Origin of the sequence: Microbacterium rhizosphaerae (assembly GCF_034120055.1) — a bacterium.
Classification (GTDB): Bacteria; Actinomycetota; Actinomycetes; order Actinomycetales; family Microbacteriaceae; genus Microbacterium; species Microbacterium rhizosphaerae.
The window spans coordinates 550,452-571,744 of sequence record NZ_CP139368.1 but is presented as its reverse complement, the minus strand read 5'-3'; the positions used below and the strand labels follow the sequence as shown (position 1 = coordinate 571,744).

The following is a 21,293-nucleotide window of genomic DNA, read 5'->3' as shown; positions in this document are numbered from 1 at the left end:
AGGATGCGGTCAACTGGGGCCAGCGGCGGCCCCATCGCGAGATTGAGGGAGGACTCGCTCAGGCTTGAGAACCTCGGCGGACCACGATGCCAGCAGCCGTAGCCGCTCCTCGGTGGGCGACCCGGGCTCGGCCGTGTACACCAGGAGCACGTTCCCTGGCTCGGCAGTGATGGCGAGCTCCTCGTACGCGAGGGTCAGCTCGCCGACGACGGGGTGTTGGAACCGTTTCGTGCCCGCTCCGTGGGTGCGCACATCGTGGGCGGCCCACAGAGTACGGAAGAGCTCACTGCGCGTGGAGAGCTCTCCGACGAGATCCTGCAGCTCTTTGTCGTGGGGGTCCCGGCCGGCCTCGGCACGCATGATCGCGACGCACATCCGGGCGAACAGGTCCCAGTCGGGGTAGAAGTCGCGCGACGCGGGATCGAGGAACTGGAATCGCGCCAGGTTCGGCGTGCGGCCGCCGCCGCCGATGACCGGCGCGTAGAACGCGCGGCCCAGCTCGTTCGTGGCGAGCAGGTTCTGCCGGGGGTCCCGTACGAACGCGACCGCATCGGTGATCGAGGACAGCGCCCACTGAAGGCTGGGACGGGGTGCGCCGGGTGTGGAAGCGCGGCGGCGCGGGCGGCCGCTGGTCGGGATGCCGTCCGCGGCTCGGGCCAGGTCGAGCAGATGCGCGCGCTCGGTGTCGTCGAGCTGCAGTGCTCGGGAGATGGCGTCGAGGACGGATGCGGAGGCTCCGGCGATCGAACCGCGCTCGAGCTTCGCGTAGTACTCCACGCTCACGCCGGCGAGAGCCGCGACTTCGCTGCGGCGAAGGCCTGCGACCCGCCGGTTCGGGCCGGCGCTGAGGCCGGCGGCCTCGGGGGTCACCCGGGCGCGGCGGGTCATCAGGAACTCCCGCACCTCGGCTCGATTGTCCATGCATAGCAGGCTAAGCCGGTCGCGGCAGAAGAGGGGTGCCCTGTCGGTACACGTCTCGTCAGGAACTCCCGCGTTCGCACCGCTGCACGCGACGCTGGAACCCATGACCCCACCGATGATCCGCCCGAAGGCCGGTCGCCTGCTGCCGGCTCTCCTGCTGCTCCTGACGGTGTTCGGTCCGATCTCGATGGACCTGTACCTCCCGGCGCTCCCGGCCCTGACGCTCGAGCTCTCCGCCGCGACCTCCATCGCGCAGCTGACCGTGACCGCCTGCCTCGTGGGGCTCGCCGCCGGTCAGCTCATCGCCGGACCGCTGTCCGACCGGTACGGCCGCCGCGGCATCCTGATCATCGGGATCGTCGCCTACATCGTGACGTCGGCCCTGTGCGCTGCGAGCCCGAGCATCGAGCTCCTCGTCGCGGCTCGGCTCGTCCAGGGCCTGACGGGCGGCGTCGGCATCGTGATCGCTCAGGCAGCCGGACGGGATGTGTACTCCGGCGGCGCCCTGATCCGCTTCTACGGCCGGCTCACGGTGATCGGCGGCTTCGCCGCCATCGTCGGACCGCTGCTCGGCGGCATGTTGAGCAGCGTCGTCGATTGGAGGGGGCTCTTCGTGGTCCTCTCGGCGATCGGTGCCGGCATCCTCGCCCTCACGCTTGTCGTCTTCCGCGAGACGCTGCCCGCAGGGCAGCGGACGGCGGGAGGCTTCTCCCGCACCCTGCATGATCTCCGCACGCTCGCGTCCGATCGGGTCTTCCGGGGCGCGGTGCTGAACCAGGGCTTCCTGTACGCCGCCCTGTTCGCCTACCTGGCCGGTGCGACGTTCGTGCTGCAGGACATCTACGGCCTCTCGCCGCAGGCATATGCGCTGGCGTTCGGAGCGAACTCGGCCGGGTTCATGGTCTTCGGGTATCTCTCGGGGCGTGTCGCGGAGCGGTGGTCGGTGCGCGGCACGCTGACGATCGGGATCGGCGTCGCCGGACTCGGCGCCCTCGGACTGCTGCTGGCCGGGCTGACCCATGTGCCTCTGTGGCTCGTCCTCGCGTCGCTGTTCGCGCTCGCGAGCGGCGTCGCCACGACGTCGCCTCCCGCGACCACACTGGCGCTCGTCAGCTATCCGCAGATCGCGGGCACCGCGTCGTCGCTTCTGGGCATGGTGCGCTTCGGCTTCGGGGGCGTCGCGGCCCCCCTCGTGGGGATCGCCGGGGCGGTCAGCATCCTGCCGCTGGGCATGGTCGCGGTCACCGCGACCGTCCTCGCGGCCGCATCCTTTCTCCTCCCCACCCGCCTTCCCCGTCGCGTCCGCACAATCTCGAGCCGCGCGACGGTCCCTGCCCCTGTCACCCGATAAGGAGAACACCAATGCGTGGAGTCATCATGTACGCCCCTGGCGATGTCCGGGTCGAAGACCGCGAGATGCCCGCGATCGTCGAGCCGACCGACGCCGTGATCAAGCTCGCGGCGACCTGCATCTGCGGGTCCGATCTGTGGCCGTACCGCGGTGCCGAGCACGTCGATCACAACCCGATGGGTCACGAGTACGCCGGCGTCGTCACCCAGATCGGTGCCGACGTCCGGAACGTGACGGTCGGCGACTTCGTGGTCGGCTCGTTCTTCGCGTCCGACAACACCTGCGAGATCTGCCGCGCCGGGTACCAGACGCACTGTGTGCACCGGCAGCCGGGGGCCGCGACCGGCGCGCAGTCCGAGTACGTCCGTGTGCCGCTTGCCGATGGGACCCTCGTCGCCACCCCGGGCCAGCCGGATACGGATCTGATCCCGTCGCTGCTCGCCGCATCGGACGTGCTCGGCACCGGCTGGTTCGCCGCCGTGTCTGCTGAGGCCGGGCCTGGGAAGACGGTCGCCGTGGTCGGCGACGGCGCCGTGGGTCTGCTCGGCATCCTCGCCGCGAAGCAGCTCGGTGCGGAGCGCATCATCGCGATGTCGCGCCACGCCGACCGCCAACAGCTCGGCCGCCGCTTCGGCGCGACCGACATCGTGGAGGAGCGCGGCGACGCGGGTGTGGAGCGGATCAGGGAGCTCACCGACGGTCTCGGTGCGCACTCGACCATTGAGGCGGTCGGCACGCAGGAGGCGATGATGCAGGCGATCCGCGCGACCCGCGCGGGCGGGCACGTCGGGTTCGTCGGTGTCTCCCACGACGTGTCGCTGGACGGGCAGGAGCTCTTCTTCTCCGGCGTGCACCTGCACGGCGGGCCGGCACCGGTTCGGCGGTTCCTGCCGGAGCTGATCCAGCTGATCTGGGACCGTGAGATCGATCCCGGCGTCGTCTTCGACCTCACCTTGCCCCTCGAGCAGGCCGCTGAGGGCTACCGTGCGATGGACGAACGACGTGCCATCAAGGTGCTGCTCTCGGTGTGAGACGAGAGCGTGCCGGATACACCCGAGACAGCGTCATCATGCGGCAGCAGGGACCATCCATGAATATCGAGCCCCCCTCACAGACGGTCAAGAATCCTCCGGAGCAATTCGTCGGCGATGTCTGGGTCGACGTCGTCGCCGCTCCGCATGACGACGACCAGCGGATGAGCGTCGCCATCGTGAAGTTCGCGCCGGGCGCACGAACTGCCTGGCACTCGCACGCTCGCGGACAGTATCTCCGAGTCACCCAGGGCATCGCGCGCTTCGGTACCCGGGACGGCCAGATCATCGAGGTGCGTCCCGGTCAGACGCTGTACACGCCACCGGGGCAGGATCACTGGCACGCCGCCGCACACGGCACGTTCATGGAGCACATCGCCATGCTCGAAGCCGGCGACGACCCCAGCGGTACCACGATCTGGAAAGAGCACATCACCGACGCCGACTATGAAGGGACACCCAGACGATGACCGGATGGACCGGCGGACAGAACTCCATTGGCGACATCGCCCCTGCGCTCGCCCGGTACACCGACAAGGTGCTGTTCGACGAGGTCTGGGAGCGGGCCGAGCTGGCGCGGCGCGACCGGAGCATGATCACCATCGCCGCGCTCGTCAGTCTGGGGGCCGTGGATCAGCTCACCTTCCACATCGACTACGCGCGGTCGAACGGGCTCACCGAGCAGGAGATCATTGAAGAGATCACGCATCTTGCGTTCTACGTCGGCTGGCCTCGCGCCATGTCCGCCATCGGTGTCGCCCGGGCCGTGTTCGCCACCCCTTCGGGTGAGACCTGAACAGCAGCTGCGATGTCGTATCGTCCGGATTGCGGTGCACCGCTGCGAGCGGGCGTGCGCGATACTTGAGTACTACGCCGGCTCACCTCCACTACCGCCCCGACCGGGGTCACTGGGGCCGCCCCCACTGCGAGCAGCCTGGGTGCGGGAACACTCGCGTACGACACGACCGGGAACACCACCACCCTCTCCGACCAGACCCTCGGATACGACCAGACCGGTCGGCACATCTCCACCGTCGTTGCCGGCGGATCCATGGTCAGCTACCTGCGGGACCTCAGCGGGCGGATCGTGTCCCGCACCACCACCCCCAACGGCGGGACCGCGTCACGGTCCGGTATGGGTTCACGGGCGACGGCGACTCCCCGGACTTCACCCTCGCGACCACCGGGACGGTGCTCGAGCAGACGCTCGCGCTGCCTGGGGAGTTGTCGTCTCACTGCAGGCGTCCACCAGCGTCTGGTCGTTCGGGACCTGCACGGCGACGTGGTGGTCACCACCGATGGCGCGGGGGTGCGGTTGGGGCAACTCGCCTGGTACGACCCATTCGGCAACCCGATCGACCCGACCACCCACCGCATCGACACCACCACGGCGGCCGACAGCGTGCCTGGAAACACGACGCGGAGCGCGAGCTACGGATGGGAGGGCACGCACCAGAAACTCGACGAGCACGAATCCACTATCGCCACCATCGAGATGGGCGCCCGACAGTACGTTCCGCTCCTGGGCCGATTCCTCTCCGTTGACCCTGTCCTCGGAGGCAACACCACCGCGTACAACTACCCCAACGACCCGGTCAACATGACCGACCTCGACGGCAACCGCAGCATCCCGGCGCCGAAGTGTGCGCGCCACCATAGGTGCCAGGGCATCAGTTACGCCTCTATGCGGAAGTTCACGCGGTCGAAGCAAGGACGGCGCATCGCAACGGCCGCCGCGTGGGCTTCTGTGGGGTTCAGCGCCGTTGGCGTTGGGGCAATCGTCGGATGCCGCTTTGGGGGCTCTTCGGACATTCGGTGGGGGTCACCGAATGTCCGAAGAGCCCGTTATCCGCCCTGCTCGCCGCCCTCTCCATACTGGCTGCAGCTCGGAATCCTGCCTAGCGCTCTTCGCACGGTCCTTCGCTGAGCGCCGTCAGCAGGGTTCCTACTTCCCGGACTGGCTGCTGGAGCGCCGCCGCCGGGCGGAGGCCGCGCTGACCACGGTCGTCGCGACCAGCTACCTGCTCGGGGTCTCGACGCGGCGGATGGAGGACCTGGTGCAGACCCTCGGGATCACGGGGCTGTCGAAGTCGCAGGTCTCCGAGATGGCGAAAGACCTCGATGAGCAGGTCGAGCAGTTCCGCACCCGCCCGCTGGATGCCGGCCCGTACTCGTTCGTCGCCGCGGACGCCCTGACGATGAAGGTCCGTGAGGGCGGCCGGGTGATCAAGGTCGCCGTGCTGGTGGCGACCGGCGTGAACGCGGAGGGTTACCGGGAGATCCTCGGCCTGCAGGTCAGCTCCACCGAGGACGGCGCCGGCTGGCTGACCTTCTTCCGCGACCTCGTCGCCCGCGGCCTCACCGGGGTCAAGCTCGTCACCAGCGACGCTCACGCGGGGCTGGTCGCCGCGGCCGGCGCGACCCTGCCCGGGGCGGGGTGGCAGAGATGCAGAACGCATTACGCGGCGAACCTGATGGCGGCGACGCCGAAGAGCTCGTGGCCGTGGGTGAAGACGCTCCTTTCGACGGTGTTCGACCAGCCCGACGCCGACGCGGTGCACGCCCAGTTCGACCGGGTCCTCGACGCCCTCGAACACAAGCTCCCCAAGAGCTTCGCGCACCTCGAGGCAGCCCGGGAGGAGATCCTCGCGTTCACGGTGTTCCCGAAGGAGATCTGGAAGCAGATCTGGTCGACGGATGAAATAGTCAAGTCCTCGCGGGTGTGGTCTCCGTCTCGGGGGTGGGGTGGAAGTCGATCCGGTCGGCGCCCGCCGGCCGGGATGGTTGCCAGCTTGCGACGAGGCGTTCGTAGGCCTGCTCGCTCTTCTGGACCAGTTCTCGTTCGAAACGGCGCAGCTGCTTGTCGTTGTAGTCGTAGCCCGCTCCGCGGCGGGAGTCTCTCGGGGCGCCGGCGGCCAGCTCGAGTTTGCGGCGCTTGAACGCGACCAGGCTGGGCCGGGCGAACGCGTAGTCCTCGTCCTTGGTGACCAGGTGCCAGGCGAGCACGAGCATCTTGCGCGCGGTCGCGACCACGGCGATTTGGAACCCGCGCCGGTTCTTGACGCGGTGGTAGAACGCCCGCAGCGGTCCGGGTGCTTTCGCCGCGACCCATGCCGCCTCGACCAGCATCCCTCTCGTCGACGCACGTCCCGTCTTGGTGATGTGGGAGTGGATCGCCGGTGAGTTCCCCGACTGCCGGACCTTCGGATGCAGCCCGAGATACGCCACGAGCTTGTCGGGAGACTCGAACCGGGAGAAGTCGCCGACCGCGGCGATGATCGATACCGCGACGATCACGTCCACGCCGGGGATGGTCATCAGCCTGCGCACCGCCTGGTCGCCGACCACCTGCTGCGCGATCGCCCGGTCCGCCGCGGCGAGCTCGGTGTTGAGGAAGTCGAGCTGTCGCAGCAGCGACGTGACCGCGTCCTGCTCGTCCTTCGGCAGCGGCAGCGTCTCGAGCCATGCCCGTCCGGTCTTGCCGAACAGGTCTGTGGCAGGTGGCCGCGGCATCAGGTTCCGGTGCAGCACCGCATGCACCCGGTTCTTGGTCTGCGTGCGCTGTCTGACCAGACTCGCTCTCGCCGTGCTCATCCGTCGCAGCATCGCGGTGCGATCATCGGGCAGCCAGACCGGTGGCAGGAAGTCCACCGCGAGCAGCTGCGCGAGGATCCTCGCGTCGACCTTGTCGGTCTTGATCTTCGCTTCCGCGATCGCACGCGTCTTCAGCGGGTTGGACACCACCACCCGTCCCGCGTGTTGTGACAACAGTCCAGCGATCGCGTCACTGTTGCCCGTCGCCTCCAAAGCGACCTGATCATCCACGGTCAGCTGAGCAGCCCACGCCCGCAGCGCTTCCGGCCGGCAATCCACCCTGCCGGCATCGACCACCACCCCGGCCTCGACGATCGCGATCTGCGCGAAGTCGCGGTGCACGTCCAAACCGATGAATCTCGGCATGATGCGTTCCTCTCCCCACTCGTTCTTTGAGGCGGGAAAGGGTTGGGCAACCGACACCTACGGATTCGCGCTCACGGCGCAGCCGGACAAGTCGCAAGGGCGGCCATCTAACAATTCGGGCGCTCAGCCCATCGATCAAGAACGGCCTGCCCATACCGATTTCCCTAGGAGCCCCTGTTCCGGACGGTCTCACCGTAGAACCAAGCCCGAGGACCCAGCCAGCCAGACGAACACGTGAGGCACCCACGACTTTCATACCCGGTAACAACCCCACCGAGCGGCTGAACCGGGAGATCCGCCGCCGCACCGACGTCGTGGGCATCTTCCCCAACCGGGAGGCGATCATCCGCCTCGTCGGCGCGGTCCTCGCCGAGCAGCACGACGAGTGGGCCGAGCAGCGCCGCTACCTCGGCCTCGACGCGCTCAGCCGCGCCCGCCGCGTCGGCGAACCCCAACCAGCCGACGAGGAGGTCCCCGAGCCCGACTACCGCGCCCTCACCGCATAACAACCAGGCGAGGGATCACACATGAGCGAATACACCACTCAAAAGGACTTGACCGGCAGCTGTTGCCCTGGCGTTTCGCTAGCGCACTTTCCTGGTCACATTGCAGGCGTGCCGACAACGGCCTGAACGAGTGAGAGGGAGCTCGGAAGAGCTCGTGGACCCACTATCAAGAAGGTGCGCTCTGGGGCTGGGACGGAGACCGCCCATCCATCCGGTGTCGTGGCCAGGACTTGTCCCGGATAGGACTCGGAAGCGATTGTTACAGGGACGGTCGCTGGCGGCGTGGGAGTTTCGGGGGGAAGACCGGCGAAGTTGGTGCTCCAGGCGACGAAGAGGAGTTCCTCGACGGTGCCGAACTCGACCGTATGAACTTCGAACCGATGACCCGGAGGGGTGTCGGCCTCAAAGATGAAGCGCGACTGCGTGGTTGTCGTCGGCGCGCCCGTGATGGCGGTGCCCCAGTCGACGTGTTCTGCCATCGTTGACAGACGGTACAGCGGCGGAAGGGTGTTGCTCGCGTAGAACTCCGCGATCATTCCCCTCCGCCGCTCGGCCTCTTCGTCTGAAACCGGTTCGCAGTACATCGACCCTTCGTCGTTGCTCATGAAAGCCACCCTACGAACAGATCAGAGGCCATGTCAGCAGGCACTCAAACGTAGGTGTACGCCGACGGGTTGTACACGGTGCAGTTGTAGAGAGCCGTAGTGACGGATCCGGTGAGATAAGTGCTGGCGTAACCGCTGCCTGTTGTTGCCGGGTTGCCGCCGGCGGCGTCATTACCTGGCCACCATCCGCTGTAGGAGAAGCTGCCCGCATGGGCTGTACCCGAGTATGGGGTCGCTACCGAGTAGTAGATGATGGGTCCGCTCGTGGAGTGCAGCGACCAGCTAATGTAGGCCCGTCCGGCACCAAGGCTGTAGATGGTGATCGAGGCCGAGCCGCAGTTCCCGTAGGCAGTGCCGGTGGTGAAAGGCGTGACATTCGTACATAAGTCTACGCCGACTGCACGGGTAGCGACTGCCGCGGACTCTTACCGTTGTGAGCTGCTATCGGTTCTTATTAGGTATCGTCCAGATGCCAGGGCCCCGGTCTGACTTGCGCTTCGCGGGCGGCAGAGCCGGACTCTCAGGTTCCCCCGTTCCTGAGATCCCTGGCAGCAGCGTCACTTCGAAGCCCTCCGGGAGCTCGTCGAGGACCGCTGCCCGCAGCTCTTCGCCGTCCTTTAGGAAAGCCTGACGGTTCGTCTCAGCGTCCCACGCCAGCTGAGCCTCACAGTGGATCCGCCAGAAGTCCACCCAATCACGCAACCGCCGCGTGACTTCGGCAGATAGTCCGAGGTCGGCGGGCGAGGGCTGTGAGGGTCCGTTGCTGGTCTCCCAGAACGGCCAGTCGACCCCGGAATCGGGGAACATTCGGATTGTTCGTGTCATGTTCGATCGCGTACGTCTAACAGCCCGGTGCGGTCGGGGTGATGGGGAAGGAGGTGATGACGGTCTTGTTGTTGTTCGACCGGATCGTCTCGACGCGCTGCACATACGTTGGCGTCGAGTTGGGATCGCCGTTCGGAAACCAAGCCAATGATGACTCTCCGCAGAACTTGTTACTGCTGTCCGGGCCGGTTATCCAGGTCGGGTAGGTGATGGAGGCTTCGATCCCGTTGGACATCAGGTCGTCCCACGAGTAGTCCGCGCCGGAGTCCCCAGCTGCCCTCTGTACCGCCTCCCAGTCGCCCTCGTGTTCATTCATGATGTGCCTGTAACCGTACGCGCTTGTACCGCATAGCAAGGAGATGCTCTGCGTACCCCCGTTCCAGTAGAAGTCATAGTCCCTGATGTCAAGGCCTTCTTCGCCGACCGTCAAGCACATGAACGATGCGCCGGGATCGACGGATGAAATAGTCAAGTCCTCGCGGGTGTGGTCTCCGTCTCGGGGGTGGGGTGGAAGTCGATCCGGTCGGCGCCCGCCGGCCGGGATGGTTGCCAGCTTGCGACGAGGCGTTCGTAGGCCTGCTCGCTCTTCTGGACCAGTTCTCGTTCGAAACGGCGCAGCTGCTTGTCGTTGTAGTCGTAGCCCGCTCCGCGGCGGGAGTCTCTCGGGGCGCCGGCGGCCAGCTCGAGTTTGCGGCGCTTGAACGCGACCAGGCTGGGCCGGGCGAACGCGTAGTCCTCGTCCTTGGTGACCAGGTGCCAGGCGAGCACGAGCATCTTGCGCGCGGTCGCGACCACGGCGATTTGGAACCCGCGCCGGTTCTTGACGCGGTGGTAGAACGCCCGCAGCGGTCCGGGTGCTTTCGCCGCGACCCATGCCGCCTCGACCAGCATCCCTCTCGTCGACGCACGTCCCGTCTTGGTGATGTGGGAGTGGATCGCCGGTGAGTTCCCCGACTGCCGGACCTTCGGATGCAGCCCGAGATACGCCACGAGCTTGTCGGGAGACTCGAACCGGGAGAAGTCGCCGACCGCGGCGATGATCGATACCGCGACGATCACGTCCACGCCGGGGATGGTCATCAGCCTGCGCACCGCCTGGTCGCCGACCACCTGCTGCGCGATCGCCCGGTCCGCCGCGGCGAGCTCGGTGTTGAGGAAGTCGAGCTGTCGCAGCAGCGACGTGACCGCGTCCTGCTCGTCCTTCGGCAGCGGCAGCGTCTCGAGCCATGCCCGTCCGGTCTTGCCGAACAGGTCTGTGGCAGGTGGCCGCGGCATCAGGTTCCGGTGCAGCACCGCATGCACCCGGTTCTTGGTCTGCGTGCGCTGTCTGACCAGACTCGCTCTCGCCGTGCTCATCCGTCGCAGCATCGCGGTGCGATCATCGGGCAGCCAGACCGGTGGCAGGAAGTCCACCGCGAGCAGCTGCGCGAGGATCCTCGCGTCGACCTTGTCGGTCTTGATCTTCGCTTCCGCGATCGCACGCGTCTTCAGCGGGTTGGACACCACCACCCGTCCCGCGTGTTGTGACAACAGTCCAGCGATCGCGTCACTGTTGCCCGTCGCCTCCAAAGCGACCTGATCATCCACGGTCAGCTGAGCAGCCCACGCCCGCAGCGCTTCCGGCCGGCAATCCACCCTGCCGGCATCGACCACCACCCCGGCCTCGACGATCGCGATCTGCGCGAAGTCGCGGTGCACGTCCAAACCGATGAATCTCGGCATGATGCGTTCCTCTCCCCACTCGTTCTTTGAGGCGGGAAAGGGTTGGGCAACCGACACCTACGGATTCGCGCTCACGGCGCAGCCGGACAAGTCGCAAGGGCGGCCATCTAACAATTCGGGCGCTCAGCCCATCGATCAAGAACGGCCTGCCCATACCGATTTCCCTAGGAGCCCCTGTTCCGGACGGTCTCACCGTAGAACCAAGCCCGAGGACCCAGCCAGCCAGACGAACACGTGAGGCACCCACGACTTTCATACCCGGTAACAACCCCACCGAGCGGCTGAACCGGGAGATCCGCCGCCGCACCGACGTCGTGGGCATCTTCCCCAACCGGGAGGCGATCATCCGCCTCGTCGGCGCGGTCCTCGCCGAGCAGCACGACGAGTGGGCCGAGCAGCGCCGCTACCTCGGCCTCGACGCGCTCAGCCGCGCCCGCCGCGTCGGCGAACCCCAACCAGCCGACGAGGAGGTCCCCGAGCCCGACTACCGCGCCCTCACCGCATAACAACCAGGCGAGGGATCACACATGAGCGAATACACCACTCAAAAGGACTTGACCGGCAGCTGTTGCCCTGGCGTTTCGCTAGCGCACTTTCCTGGTCACATTGCAGGCGTGCCGACAACGGCCTGAACGAGTGAGAGGGAGCTCGGAAGAGCTCGTGGACCCACTATCAAGAAGGTGCGCTCTGGGGCTGGGACGGAGACCGCCCATCCATCCGGTGTCGTGGCCAGGACTTGTCCCGGATAGGACTCGGAAGCGATTGTTACAGGGACGGTCGCTGGCGGCGTGGGAGTTTCGGGGGGAAGACCGGCGAAGTTGGTGCTCCAGGCGACGAAGAGGAGTTCCTCGACGGTGCCGAACTCGACCGTATGAACTTCGAACCGATGACCCGGAGGGGTGTCGGCCTCAAAGATGAAGCGCGACTGCGTGGTTGTCGTCGGCGCGCCCGTGATGGCGGTGCCCCAGTCGACGTGTTCTGCCATCGTTGACAGACGGTACAGCGGCGGAAGGGTGTTGCTCGCGTAGAACTCCGCGATCATTCCCCTCCGCCGCTCGGCCTCTTCGTCTGAAACCGGTTCGCAGTACATCGACCCTTCGTCGTTGCTCATGAAAGCCACCCTACGAACAGATCAGAGGCCATGTCAGCAGGCACTCAAACGTAGGTGTACGCCGACGGGTTGTACACGGTGCAGTTGTAGAGAGCCGTAGTGACGGATCCGGTGAGATAAGTGCTGGCGTAACCGCTGCCTGTTGTTGCCGGGTTGCCGCCGGCGGCGTCATTACCTGGCCACCATCCGCTGTAGGAGAAGCTGCCCGCATGGGCTGTACCCGAGTATGGGGTCGCTACCGAGTAGTAGATGATGGGTCCGCTCGTGGAGTGCAGCGACCAGCTAATGTAGGCCCGTCCGGCACCAAGGCTGTAGATGGTGATCGAGGCCGAGCCGCAGTTCCCGTAGGCAGTGCCGGTGGTGAAAGGCGTGACATTCGTACATAAGTCTACGCCGACTGCACGGGTAGCGACTGCCGCGGACTCTTACCGTTGTGAGCTGCTATCGGTTCTTATTAGGTATCGTCCAGATGCCAGGGCCCCGGTCTGACTTGCGCTTCGCGGGCGGCAGAGCCGGACTCTCAGGTTCCCCCGTTCCTGAGATCCCTGGCAGCAGCGTCACTTCGAAGCCCTCCGGGAGCTCGTCGAGGACCGCTGCCCGCAGCTCTTCGCCGTCCTTTAGGAAAGCCTGACGGTTCGTCTCAGCGTCCCACGCCAGCTGAGCCTCACAGTGGATCCGCCAGAAGTCCACCCAATCACGCAACCGCCGCGTGACTTCGGCAGATAGTCCGAGGTCGGCGGGCGAGGGCTGTGAGGGTCCGTTGCTGGTCTCCCAGAACGGCCAGTCGACCCCGGAATCGGGGAACATTCGGATTGTTCGTGTCATGTTCGATCGCGTACGTCTAACAGCCCGGTGCGGTCGGGGTGATGGGGAAGGAGGTGATGACGGTCTTGTTGTTGTTCGACCGGATCGTCTCGACGCGCTGCACATACGTTGGCGTCGAGTTGGGATCGCCGTTCGGAAACCAAGCCAATGATGACTCTCCGCAGAACTTGTTACTGCTGTCCGGGCCGGTTATCCAGGTCGGGTAGGTGATGGAGGCTTCGATCCCGTTGGACATCAGGTCGTCCCACGAGTAGTCCGCGCCGGAGTCCCCAGCTGCCCTCTGTACCGCCTCCCAGTCGCCCTCGTGTTCATTCATGATGTGCCTGTAACCGTACGCGCTTGTACCGCATAGCAAGGAGATGCTCTGCGTACCCCCGTTCCAGTAGAAGTCATAGTCCCTGATGTCAAGGCCTTCTTCGCCGACCGTCAAGCACATGAACGATGCGCCGGGATCGAGAAGGAATGGTGTGGCGCCGCCCGTGCTTTGCTTAGCTTTCGGCGTGTTCTTTGGGGGTGGCGTCATGTGGATTGCCCCGGGTGCTAGCGGAACTGCGCCGTTCTTCGTTACCACGGCCCACACCCCGCTCGTCGTAGTGCCGGTCGGTGCCGACGTCGCCGCTTGCGCGTCGGTGGCACCGAGACCGATGACGACGATGCTGGTAAGCAGCGCCGCTTGAATCATGGTCATCTTCTTCATCCGAACATTCCTCTGTCGCATCCTGAGACCGCCTCAGCCAGGCGACCTGGGATGACGGTAATGCAGATTTTCTCCATGCGAAGTAGGAAACATGGGGGACGCGGTCATGAACGCAGCCGGAGTATTGTGTCCCGTTTCACAGCCGCTGCGCGGGTTCCGGGGCCGCGGAGTGGCGCAGGCTCCGGCACCGACGCATCTGACCTACATAAGAGACATTATCGGCGAATCTCAGAACGCCCTCGGATACATCAGTTTAGAACGCTTTATCTATCCTGTACAGGTGGGTACGAACAAGCGGTACCCGGATCTCGGGGCGCAGCTGGCCGAGCAACGGCATCTTCGCGAGGCGCGCGTGAAAGGCGAGGTGTGCCCCAGGCCACGAGCAGCTGGAAGCTGAGGGGGCCGTGACGGTCTTCTCCCGACAAGGCAAGTTGCCCCGGCGTCACGGCAGGCTCGACAGATCCGCCTTCGTTCGTAGCTTTCCGAACTTTGCCCAGTCATTCGTGAGGTGAGCGTACTGACCGGCTAGAACTCCCGGGGACACATGAAGCGCCCCGGCAAGCTCGAGGAGCTCCTCTTTGGTGGCCACCGAGCGCAGTTCAGCCTCGCTAAGTCCAGCAAGGAGAAGATTCGAGGCGTACGTGTTGGCTTGCGTTTCCTGGTGGTCGGCGGCGTCGCCGTGGTGGAAGCGCTCCTCCATTTCGTCGGACGAGATCTCCAGGAAGGTAGTTCGTTTGAGGTGGTGCAGCACGTGGGCTATCTCGTGGGCGATCGCGAACCACAGCGAGTCGGCGAACTTGTAGCGACCGGTCACAGCGATCATCGGGCGATCGTTCGGCAGCCACAGTGAGACACCAGAGACTCGCGTATCCGGCATCTCCTCGACGTAGACGAGGATGACGCCCGCCCCCAACAGCTCCTGCTGCAGCTCCACGAATGCTGCCTCTGGCTCCTTCAGGGTCAGGCTTGGGAGCTTCTTCGCGGCGATACGGAGCTTCCCGGCGTCGTAGTCGGGCGCGTCGGCTGCGATGGCGTCCGCTTGGCGGACAGCGAGTTGGATCCAGAGCGCCGTGGCGTGCTCGTCGATGTTGAACGCGCTGCTGCGCTTGAAGCTGGCTTCCAACTTGAGCCACGTGCGGTCGTAGGCGGCCGGATCGCTGACGCCGAAGAAGCGCAACAGCTTCTCGACACGGGTGACCTGATCGTCGCTCGCGTGAGTGATGCCGCGGCGCACGTCCTCTCCCTTGAAGGTGTTCACCCATCCGACGTGCTGCGCAAGGCTCGCTCGCGATTCGTCGATGAGGCGCGCTGCTCGCCACTCGGCTTCCATACGGAGCAGGAGTCGTGCATCGATCCCGAGGGCGCGCTCGATCGCGAGTGAGAACTCAGGCGTGAGGCTCGCCCCCTTGATCACCTGGTTGAGGTGCTTCTTGCTGATGCTCATACGGTCAGCCAGGTCGGCCTGCGTCCGCCCAGTTGCGTCTAGCTCTCGCTGAATCAGCGTTCCGGGATTTGGGGCATCCCACTCGGGGACGAAGTCCTCAAGGTCCTGTACGCGTTGCGTGTTCACGTGCGCTCCTCCCTTGTCATCCTGCCGCGCGTAGTAACGGCTGACCTGCCACGCGAATCTGTTCGATCATGAGGCCCACCCTCGCGTGGAGTTCGGGGGCCTGGTGCTGAGGCCCACCCGCGAGTTGCACCAGCGTGGCGTCGATCTCGATCGCGCCGAGTCTCACTACGACGCTGGCGCCCGAATGTTCGACCGTGGCGCAGTTCAGCCGGCCAACCTGGCCGAGGTCATCTGCTCGGCCGAGCAGCGTGAGGAGCAGCCGTATGTCGCCAGCACTGCTGGGCGCGGCGATGTCCAGGCCGTTCCTCGACGAGCAGATCTCATGCAGGTCGACCGAGCTCCACGCGAAATTCAAACGTTTACCCCGCAGGTAAATGATTCTTGATGTAGACTCCGTATTGTGCACCGATCCGGTGCATAAAACACTCTACGCCCCAAGGAGGGCCACGTGTCGATCGACACAACAGCGGCACACAAGAAGCCGGTCACGGTCACCATCAACGCACGCCCGTTCCAGCTCGAGAAGGGCGACATCACCTTCGAGGAGCTCGTCCAACTCGCCTTCCCGGATGGTACCGGCGGCGAGGCGCAGTACCGCGTCAGCTACCGCCGCGGCGAGGGTAACAAGAGCGGCACCCTCGCAGCCGGCCAGTCCGTCAAGGTCAAGGAGGGGATGGAGTTCCATGTCGACGTCACCAATCGCTCGTAGTTCAGACCTGAGCCGCCTACGGGCGGAGGGCTTCGACATCCGCATCGCCGATGGTCATCTCGTCGTACGAGACATTCCCTACGTCGATGAGTCCCGCACGGTTCGCCTCGGCGCCCTCGCCTGCGTCCTCGATCTCTGCGGCGACAGCACCGTCCAGCCGCAAACACACGTGATGAAGTTCGCCGGCGAATATCCCTGCACGCCGACAGGACAAGCCCTCGAACCGATCCGGCACAGCAACATCGTCGAGACGATCGGCGGGCTGACCTTCAACTTTTCCTTCTCCAGCAAGCCGATGTCCGGGACCTACCCCGACTTCTACGAGAAGGTCACCGCCTACGCGAGCATCCTGTCCGATCAGGCGCGGGCCCTTGACCCGACAGTCGACCCGCGGACATTCCAACCGGTCGAAACGTCCCCCGAGGAGTCCGTCTTCCTGTACGAGGACACTGCCAGCGCAAGGGCAGGAACGACCAGCGCCAACGAAAAGCTCCGTGGGCAGCGGATCGCGATCATCGGCCTCGGCGGAACAGGCGCATACATCCTCGATGCCGTCGCGAAAACCCCCGTTCAGGAGATCCACCTCTACGACGGAGACCGGCTCCTGACGCACAACGCCTTCCGGGCACCGGGCGCCGTGACACTCGCTGAGCTCCGAGCGCAGCCCACCAAGGTCGAACACTGGGCGACAACGTTCGGAGCTCTCCGACGCGGCGTGATCCCGCACCCGTATGCGATCACCACGGAGAACGTCTCCGGGCTGGACACCATGGACGTCGTGTTCGTTGCCGTCGACGAGAGCGCTGCGAAGCGCCCGATCATTGAGCACCTCGAACAGGTCGCTGTCACGTTCATTGACTGTGGAATGGGACTCTCCCTCACCGACGACGACCAGGTTCGCGGACAACTGCGCGTCACGACCAGCACCCCGAACAAGCGCGAGCACGTGCACGACCTCGGGAGAATCCCGCTGGGCGATCCGGTGGCGGACAACGCGTACTCAACCAACCTGCAGGTCGCAGAGATGAACGCGCTGAACGCACTCATGGCCGTCGTCCGCTGGAAGAAGCTCGCAGGATTCTACGTCGACAGCGAGCACGAACACGACATGACCTACATCGTCGACGGCAACGAGATCATCAACCAAGACAGCGCACCGTGACGCGTCGAAACCGACTCGCAGGTGTTCGCTTCCGCGCCGAGATCCCCCAGGAACTCGACCCCGGCGTCCTCTACGTGTCGATGGAACACTCCACCGCGATCCACTCCTGCATGTGCGGTTGCGGGCACGAGGTCGTCACACCGCTCGGCCCCGGCTCCTGGCGCCTCTGCTACGACGGAGAGACGATCACGCTCACCCCCTCGATCGGTAACGGCGCCCTCCCCTGCCGATCGCACTACATCATCCGCGAAAGCCAGATCATCTGGCAGCGAGGCAATCCAGACCCGAACTCTCAACTGATCATCGAAGAGAGGCACGGCGCATGAAGTACACGCGACTGGGCAACACCGGGCTGCGGGTCCCGCGCCTCGCCCTGGGCTGCATGAGCTACGGCGACCCGACGCGCGGGCTGCACAACTGGACCCTCGACGAGGACGCTGCGGCGCCGTTCTTCCGGCAGGCGGTCGAACTGGGCATCACGCTCTGGGACACCGCGAACGGGTACCAGCAAGGCACCAGCGAAGAGTACGTCGGCCGGGCGATCCGACGGTTCTCCCGTCGCGAGGACATCCTGGTCGCCACCAAGGTGTTCGGGAAGATGCACGACGGCCCGGGCGGGTCAGGACTCTCGCGCACTGCGATCCTCGAGCAGGTCGACGCGTCCCTGACGCGCCTGGGCACGGACTACATCGACCTCTACTACATCCACCGCTTCGACCCCGACGTCCCCGTCGAGGAGACCATGGAGACCCTGGACGGGCTGGTGCGCGCCGGCAAGGTCCGGTACCTCGGCGCATCCAGTATGTGGGCCTGGCAATTCGCCAAACTGCAGACCGCGGCCGCCGTGCACGGCTGGAGCGCGTTCTCGGCGATGCAGGACCAGTACAACGCGCTCAAACGCGAGGAAGAGCGCGAGATGATCCCGCTGTGCGCCGACCTCGGCGTCGGCCTCGTCCCCTACTCACCGAACGCGAAGGGTCGGCTCGCGCGGCCGCGCGGAGTCGAAACGGACCGGTCTCGTGCAGACGAGGTCGCCAAGGCGTTCGACGCAGACGTCGACGGTCCGGTCATCGACGCCGTCGAGTCCGTCGCCGCCCATCGCGGCGTGCCCATGGCCCAGATCGCTCTGGCCTGGGTGCTGAAGAACCCCGTCGTCGCCGCCCCTATCGTGGGAGCCACCAAACCCCACCACCTCACTGACGCTGTCGCCGCGCTCGACATCGAACTCACCGACGACGAAGTCACACTGATCGGTGACCGCTATGTGACACAACCACCTTTCTGGTGGTGACCCTCGTACGGATGCGCGCCTCCCGCATCCGTGGTCACCTGCGAAGACCTCCGGGCACCCGGAGCCTCGGCAAGAGGCCCGGTCGGAGAACCGGCGGTCGCGGGTCCAAAGTCCCGACTCGGCGGCGCGGCGTCGCGCATCCTGTCCAGAGCGGGACGGGGCCGACCGCGCCGCACCCATCACTGACACCCCCCGGAGGCGCGGGATGAACAGTCGCCGGCCGATCCAGCTGGCCGACCCGATCGACCCCGCGGCGATCACCCTGCCGGCCACCCGGCCCATCGACATCACCGCACTGGTCACCGATACCACCGCAGCGCCGGACGCGTCGACAGGGCACGACTAGGACGCTCATTCCGCGGGAGGCGAACCCGTGACCCGCGCGGTTGGTATCGCCGGCATTCCGTCAGAGGAGAAACGAGGGCCGTCATGTTCAAGGATCGTTCCGAGGCGGGCCGCCTTCTCGCGGGGCGTCTCAGCGCGCTCGCCGCCGAGCGTCCTGTCGTTGTGGGGCTTCCGCGCGGGGGTGTGCCGGTCGCCTTCGAGGTCGCATCGGCATTGCACGCGCCGCTTGATGTGCTTGTCGTGCGCAAGCTCGGCGTCCCCTACCAACCGGAACTCGCTCTGGGAGCGATCGGTGAGAACGGCGTCCGGGTCGTCGATGAGGATCTGGTCCGGATGGCCGGCGTCTCGCCGGACGAGCTCGAGGACGTGGAACGTCGGGAACGTAGCGAATTGGAGCGGCGCATCACACGGTTCCGAGACGGTCGCCGGGCGGTGCCACTGGCCGGGAAGACGGTCATCATCGTGGATGACGGCATCGCGACGGGTTCCACAGCGCGGGCGGCATGTCGCGTTGCGCGAGCACTCGGAGCCTCGCGGGTCGTCCTGGCCGCCCCGGTCGGGCCACCCGGCGCCGCGGAACGTCTTCACCCCGACGCCGACGAAGTCATCTGCCTCTTCCAGCCTGCGGACTACTACGCGGTCGGTCAGGCGTATCGCGACTTCTCACAGACACCGGATGACGAGGTGGAACGGCTGCTTGCCCGGGCATCCACTCGCTCCGCGCCGTCGGGAGGCACGGTCGGGGCGACGGATCCCGAGGTGTTCGTGCAGACCAGAGACGCGAGCCTCGCCGGCTCCTTGACCGTTCCGGACGACGCGACCGGTATCGTGCTGTTCGCTCACGGCAGTGGCAGCTCGAGATTCAGCCCCCGCAACCGGTACGTCGCATCCGTCCTCAACGGTCGGGGGATCGCGACACTGCTGCTCGACCTGCTCGTCCCAGATGAGGAGCACGATCGCCGGCTCGTCTTCGACATCGACCTCCTGGCGAGTCGGCTCGCGGCGGCGACTGCATGGGTTCGCGAGAATGACGGGACGGCTGGTCTGCGGGTCTGCTACTTCGGCGCCAGCACCGGCGCGGCGGCGGCGCTCGCGGCGGCCGGCGAGCAGGGTGCGGACATCACGGCGATCGTGTCGAGGGGAGGGCGTCCCGATCTCGCCGGCCCGATGCTGGTGCAGGTGACTGCGCCGACACTGTTCATCGTGGGCGGTGCGGATCACGAGGTGCTGGAACTGAACCGGCTCGCACAATCGAGGATGCGGTGCCCGACACGGCTCGAGATCGTGCCGGGCGCCACGCACCTGTTCGAGGAACCCGGGGCGCTGGAACAGGTCGCCTCACTTGCAGGCGCGTGGTTCGCCGACCATCTCTCCATCCAACGGTCGCCCGCCGCAGCCGCCGATCGTGGATGACGTGCGCGAGGACACCGCGACGCCCACGTGATCCCGAGCTCCAGCGGGCAGAGCGCGCAGGTGACGAAGGTCCCTGCTGCATCGCGCTGCGAAGTCGGATGCTGAGAGGACGACCGTCACTTCATGCGGTGCGGCCGGCAACAACGGAACGGAGAATCCGATGAGTCGTGATGAGAGGGCGAGCGGGCCGAGGCGGCCGCTCGGGGGGCGGATCGGAACGACGTTGGTGGCCCTGTCGCCGTTCGTCGCCGTCGCTCTGTTCTTCCTCGTCGGCATGCAGAATGCCTGGGCGTGGAGTTGGATCTTCTTCCTGCTGATCCCCGTGACCGCGATCATCGTCTACGGTCCACGGGGACGAGGAGACGACTGACTCCCTGCGACGTATCGCACGCCGCCCACCGGCGTCACCGCGGATGGCGGCTCAGGTGAGGCGAATCTGCCGGTTCATGTCCTTGTACAGCAGGTAGCGGAACGGCTCGGGGCCGCCCGCGTAGCAGGCCTGCGGGCAGAAGGCGCGCAGCAGCATGTAGTCGCCGGCCTCGCACTCGACCCAGTCGTCGTTCAGGCGGTAGACGGCCTTGCCCTGCAGCACGAACAGGCCGTGCTCCATGACGTGTGTCTCGGCGAACGGGATCGACCCGCCGGGCTGGAATGTGACGATGTTGACCTGCATGTCGTGCGCCATGTCCGACGCATCCGAGAACCGGGTGGTGGCCCACACGCCATCGGTGTCGGGCATCGCGACAGGTTCGATGTCCTGGTCGCGCGTGACGAAGGATGCCGGCGCCGCAACGCCGTCCAAGAATTCATACGCCTTGCGGATCCAGTGGAAGCTCGTGACCTCGTCGCCCTCATTGGCCAGCGACCACTGCGCGCCCGGCGCGATGAAGGCGTAGCCGCCCTCCTCGAGCACGTGCTGCTCCCCCTCGAGCGTCAGGGTCAGCGCCCCGGTCGTCACGAAGACGACGCCCTCGACGCCGGCCTCCACCTCGGGCTTCGGCGCGCCGCCGCCGGGGGCGATCTCGACGATCAGCTGCGAGAAGGTGGTCGCCGAGCTCGGCGTCGGCCGCGCGATGACCCACGCACGGGTGTCGGTGAACCCCGGGAGACTCGAGGTCACGATGTCGCGCAGCACCCCCTTCGGGATGAACGTGTACGCGAGCTTGACGACCGCGCGGTCGGTGAGCAGGTCGGTCTGCGGGGGCAGGCCGCCCGCGGGGGTGTAGTAACCCATGGTGTCCCTTCGGGT

Annotated in this window: 23 protein-coding genes and 4 pseudogenes; 15 read left to right on the top strand and 12 right to left on the bottom strand. The window is 66.1% G+C overall.

The window, feature by feature from the left end:
- Positions 1–9: 9 nt before the first annotated feature.
- A complete protein-coding gene (locus tag SM116_RS02665; protein ID WP_320942916.1) occupies positions 10–921 on the bottom strand; it encodes a helix-turn-helix domain-containing protein in 912 nt (303 codons plus the stop codon).
- A gap of 103 nt (positions 922–1,024) precedes the next feature.
- On the opposite strand from SM116_RS02665, the gene SM116_RS02660 reads away from it, so the two are divergent.
- The 6 genes and pseudogenes from SM116_RS02660 (at position 1,025) to SM116_RS18420 (ending at position 6,242) form a co-directional block, all read left to right on the top strand.
- Entirely contained in the window at positions 1,025–2,272 is a 1,248-nt protein-coding gene (locus tag SM116_RS02660) for a multidrug effflux MFS transporter (protein WP_320942915.1), read from the top strand.
- A gap of 11 nt (positions 2,273–2,283) precedes the next feature.
- Entirely contained in the window at positions 2,284–3,303 is a 1,020-nt protein-coding gene (locus SM116_RS02655) for a zinc-dependent alcohol dehydrogenase family protein (protein WP_320942914.1), read from the top strand.
- Positions 3,304–3,362: 59 nt separating this feature from the next.
- Positions 3,363–3,773, top strand: coding sequence for a (R)-mandelonitrile lyase (locus SM116_RS02650; RefSeq protein ID WP_320942913.1), 411 nt, complete (start codon positions 3,363–3,365; stop codon positions 3,771–3,773).
- The gene (locus tag SM116_RS02645; RefSeq protein WP_320942912.1) at positions 3,770–4,099 is read left to right on the top strand and encodes a carboxymuconolactone decarboxylase family protein; all 330 of its coding nucleotides are present in this window, start codon (positions 3,770–3,772) and stop codon (positions 4,097–4,099) included. Before SM116_RS02650 ends, SM116_RS02645 begins: the two co-directional genes overlap by 4 nt.
- Positions 4,100–4,354: 255 nt before the next feature.
- A pseudogene (locus tag SM116_RS18425) lies at positions 4,355–4,909 on the top strand (RHS repeat-associated core domain-containing protein); the annotation flags it as partial.
- 139 nt (positions 4,910–5,048) lie between these two features.
- Positions 5,049–6,242: an IS256 family transposase gene (locus SM116_RS18420; RefSeq protein WP_430438690.1), complete on the top strand. Its 1,194-nt coding sequence runs from the start codon at positions 5,049–5,051 to the stop codon at positions 6,240–6,242.
- 94 nt (positions 6,243–6,336) lie between these two features.
- Here the strand turns inward: SM116_RS18420 and SM116_RS02635 are convergent.
- Positions 6,337–7,263: pseudogene (locus SM116_RS02635) on the bottom strand (IS110 family RNA-guided transposase); the annotation flags it as partial.
- A gap of 254 nt (positions 7,264–7,517) precedes the next feature.
- Here SM116_RS02635 and SM116_RS02630 point away from each other — a divergent pair.
- Positions 7,518–7,769, top strand: a pseudogene (locus tag SM116_RS02630) (transposase); the annotation flags it as partial.
- A 95-nt stretch (positions 7,770–7,864) separates the two neighbouring features.
- Here the strand turns inward: SM116_RS02630 and SM116_RS02625 are convergent.
- From SM116_RS02625 to SM116_RS02615, 4 genes are all read right to left on the bottom strand, one after another.
- Positions 7,865–8,374 carry a hypothetical protein gene (locus tag SM116_RS02625; RefSeq protein ID WP_320942910.1) on the bottom strand — a complete coding sequence of 170 codons (510 nt, stop codon included), beginning with the start codon at positions 8,372–8,374 and terminating at the stop codon, positions 7,865–7,867.
- 441 nt (positions 8,375–8,815) lie between these two features.
- The gene (locus SM116_RS18460) at positions 8,816–9,181 is read right to left on the bottom strand and encodes a hypothetical protein (protein WP_488168372.1); all 366 of its coding nucleotides are present in this window, start codon (positions 9,179–9,181) and stop codon (positions 8,816–8,818) included.
- A 34-nt stretch (positions 9,182–9,215) separates the two neighbouring features.
- Entirely contained in the window at positions 9,216–9,515 is a 300-nt protein-coding gene (locus SM116_RS02620) for a hypothetical protein (protein WP_320942911.1), read from the bottom strand.
- A gap of 152 nt (positions 9,516–9,667) precedes the next feature.
- Positions 9,668–10,903, bottom strand: coding sequence for an IS110 family RNA-guided transposase (locus tag SM116_RS02615; RefSeq protein WP_320944126.1), 1,236 nt, complete (start codon positions 10,901–10,903; stop codon positions 9,668–9,670).
- A 272-nt stretch (positions 10,904–11,175) separates the two neighbouring features.
- On the opposite strand from SM116_RS02615, the pseudogene SM116_RS02610 reads away from it, so the two are divergent.
- Positions 11,176–11,427, top strand: a pseudogene (locus tag SM116_RS02610) (transposase); the annotation flags it as partial.
- 95 nt (positions 11,428–11,522) lie between these two features.
- On the opposite strand, the gene SM116_RS02605 reads toward SM116_RS02610, so the two are convergent.
- From SM116_RS02605 to SM116_RS02590, 5 genes are all read right to left on the bottom strand, one after another.
- Positions 11,523–12,032: a hypothetical protein gene (locus tag SM116_RS02605; RefSeq protein WP_320942910.1), complete on the bottom strand. Its 510-nt coding sequence runs from the start codon at positions 12,030–12,032 to the stop codon at positions 11,523–11,525.
- A gap of 441 nt (positions 12,033–12,473) precedes the next feature.
- Positions 12,474–12,839 (bottom strand): hypothetical protein, encoded by a 366-nt coding sequence (locus SM116_RS18455; protein WP_488168372.1) that lies wholly within the window; start codon positions 12,837–12,839, stop codon positions 12,474–12,476.
- Positions 12,840–12,873: 34 nt separating this feature from the next.
- A complete protein-coding gene (locus SM116_RS02600) occupies positions 12,874–13,554 on the bottom strand; it encodes a hypothetical protein (protein ID WP_320942909.1) in 681 nt (226 codons plus the stop codon).
- Positions 13,555–13,996: 442 nt separating this feature from the next.
- On the bottom strand, positions 13,997–15,124 hold the full coding sequence (locus SM116_RS02595) for a helix-turn-helix domain-containing protein (protein WP_320942908.1): 1,128 nt from the start codon (positions 15,122–15,124) through the stop codon (positions 13,997–13,999).
- Between the two features lie 16 nt (positions 15,125–15,140).
- Positions 15,141–15,530 carry a hypothetical protein gene (locus SM116_RS02590; protein ID WP_320942907.1) on the bottom strand — a complete coding sequence of 130 codons (390 nt, stop codon included), beginning with the start codon at positions 15,528–15,530 and terminating at the stop codon, positions 15,141–15,143.
- Between the two features lie 42 nt (positions 15,531–15,572).
- On the opposite strand from SM116_RS02590, the gene SM116_RS02585 reads away from it, so the two are divergent.
- The 7 genes from SM116_RS02585 to SM116_RS02555 all read left to right on the top strand — a co-directional run bounded on the left by SM116_RS02585 (position 15,573) and on the right by SM116_RS02555 (position 20,414).
- On the top strand, positions 15,573–15,833 hold the full coding sequence (locus SM116_RS02585) for a multiubiquitin domain-containing protein (protein ID WP_320942906.1): 261 nt from the start codon (positions 15,573–15,575) through the stop codon (positions 15,831–15,833).
- Positions 15,808–16,995 carry a ThiF family adenylyltransferase gene (locus tag SM116_RS02580; RefSeq protein WP_320942905.1) on the top strand — a complete coding sequence of 396 codons (1,188 nt, stop codon included), beginning with the start codon at positions 15,808–15,810 and terminating at the stop codon, positions 16,993–16,995. Before SM116_RS02585 ends, SM116_RS02580 begins: the two co-directional genes overlap by 26 nt.
- Positions 16,992–17,321 carry a ubiquitination-like system serine protease family protein gene (locus SM116_RS02575; RefSeq protein WP_320942904.1) on the top strand — a complete coding sequence of 110 codons (330 nt, stop codon included), beginning with the start codon at positions 16,992–16,994 and terminating at the stop codon, positions 17,319–17,321. Before SM116_RS02580 ends, SM116_RS02575 begins: the two co-directional genes overlap by 4 nt.
- A complete protein-coding gene (locus SM116_RS02570; protein WP_320942903.1) occupies positions 17,318–18,286 on the top strand; it encodes an aldo/keto reductase in 969 nt (322 codons plus the stop codon). The genes SM116_RS02575 and SM116_RS02570 overlap by 4 nt, the downstream gene beginning before the upstream one ends.
- Positions 18,287–18,491: 205 nt before the next feature.
- Positions 18,492–18,632: a hypothetical protein gene (locus SM116_RS02565; RefSeq protein WP_320942902.1), complete on the top strand. Its 141-nt coding sequence runs from the start codon at positions 18,492–18,494 to the stop codon at positions 18,630–18,632.
- Between the two features lie 83 nt (positions 18,633–18,715).
- The gene (locus SM116_RS02560; protein ID WP_320942901.1) at positions 18,716–20,044 is read left to right on the top strand and encodes a phosphoribosyltransferase family protein; all 1,329 of its coding nucleotides are present in this window, start codon (positions 18,716–18,718) and stop codon (positions 20,042–20,044) included.
- Between the two features lie 160 nt (positions 20,045–20,204).
- Positions 20,205–20,414 (top strand): hypothetical protein, encoded by a 210-nt coding sequence (locus tag SM116_RS02555; protein ID WP_320942900.1) that lies wholly within the window; start codon positions 20,205–20,207, stop codon positions 20,412–20,414.
- Between the two features lie 51 nt (positions 20,415–20,465).
- On the opposite strand, the gene SM116_RS02550 is transcribed toward SM116_RS02555, so the two are convergent.
- Positions 20,466–21,278, bottom strand: coding sequence for a bifunctional allantoicase/(S)-ureidoglycine aminohydrolase (locus SM116_RS02550; RefSeq protein WP_320942899.1), 813 nt, complete (start codon positions 21,276–21,278; stop codon positions 20,466–20,468).
- Positions 21,279–21,293 lie beyond the last annotated feature (15 nt).